Genomic DNA, 1,320 nt, shown 5'->3' with positions numbered 1-1,320 from the left:
GGTTTGCTGAAAACACATTAGTCTTTAAAGCTCAAAGTGCTATCGACTTAAAGCCAGATCAACTTGGATTTATTGATAGCACGCTGCAGCACCAAGTCGAGTGGGAAGATAATAATATTTCTCAATTGTTTGGTTTAATGCTAGACAACACTGACTACTACAACTTTCCCAGAGGTCGAGTTGTTTTTAATGTTGATCAAAATACCTCATACGTATATTTAGACAAAAACTTGTTTAAAAAGCATATAGTTAAAAAGATAAAAGCTAATTTTTCTTTACTAGATACAAATGTCAGGTTCTTTACTGATCCTCATTACAATTGCTTTGGTAGTATTTAGAACAAATAAAATACTACCAAATACCTCAGACTAATACGCAAAGTAAAAGTAGTTACAACTCTATAAAACTACTTACCAGAGGGAGCTGGTGATTGACTGCGTATAAAAGCCGGAATATCAAAAATATCACTTTGACTAAATACAACTGCTTTAGCTTTTGTTGTTTGCTCTACTTTAGGTATTGTTTCATCTATGTTTTTGGCATGAATTAACTGACTCTTTGCACCTGTGGCTATGATGAGTATTTCAAAGTTATTCGCCAAACTCGTAATTTTAGAAGCACCACAAATAACCACCGCGTTAGGGCTAACTTGATGACGTACTGTATCCATTATGGTGTTGTAACTACCTAATGAAATCTCATCGACACAATTAATTTGTACAATAACACCTGTACTTGTGCTCATATCAACACTGCTAACCAGAGGGTTGCTCAGGGCTTGCGTAAGAGCCATTTGTAAGTCGCTTTCATCAGCACATTTTCCAACTCCTAATACTGCATCGCCTTGGGCGTCCATTACTCTTTGAAAGTCACGCAGATCTACGTTAATTAATCCCTGATAACACAGCATATCGATGAGTGAGGTAATTAAAGAATGTAAAATTTGATTACTGTGCTTAAAGGCATCAAATAAGCCAATGTCATTACCAAGCACCTCAATAAGTTGATCATTTGGTAAAGTGACAACAGCATTAGCGAACTGTTTTAATTCATCAAGCCCTTGCTCAGCTACTTTTCGCCTAAAATCCCCCTCACTGGTAAAGGGTAATGTTGCAATACAGATTACGGGCTTATTAAGATCTTTGGCTAACTTAGCTATGTATGGGCTAGCTCCTGTGCCAGTGCCACCTCCTAAGCCAGTTGCGCATAAGAGAATATCGCAGGTTTTGATAAGCGTTAATAATTGCTCTTCACTTTCTTGTGCGGCGAGTAACCCTATTGCGGGGTCCGCGCCAGCGCCATAGCCGTTTGTAAGCTCAA

2 protein-coding genes are annotated in these 1,320 nt (G+C 38.1%); one reads left to right on the top strand and one right to left on the bottom strand.

Annotation, left to right across the window (positions count from 1 at the left end; all coding sequences use genetic code 11):
* Positions 1-338 (top strand): hypothetical protein (locus AUR67_RS21150; RefSeq protein ID WP_058584576.1); only part of this gene is annotated, 338 nt, incomplete at its 5' end.
* Between the two features lie 68 nt (positions 339-406).
* Here AUR67_RS21150 and AUR67_RS06065 read toward each other — a convergent pair.
* The coding region (locus AUR67_RS06065) for a cell division protein FtsZ (RefSeq protein ID WP_058584575.1) at positions 407-1,320 on the bottom strand (914 nt) is incomplete at its 5' end.

The sequence above is a fragment of the Pseudoalteromonas sp. XI10 genome (assembly GCF_001469895.1).
Classification (GTDB): Bacteria; Pseudomonadota; Gammaproteobacteria; order Enterobacterales; family Alteromonadaceae; genus Pseudoalteromonas.
Note: the sequence above shows the minus strand (reverse complement) of the source record. Positions and strands in the feature narration are given on the sequence as shown.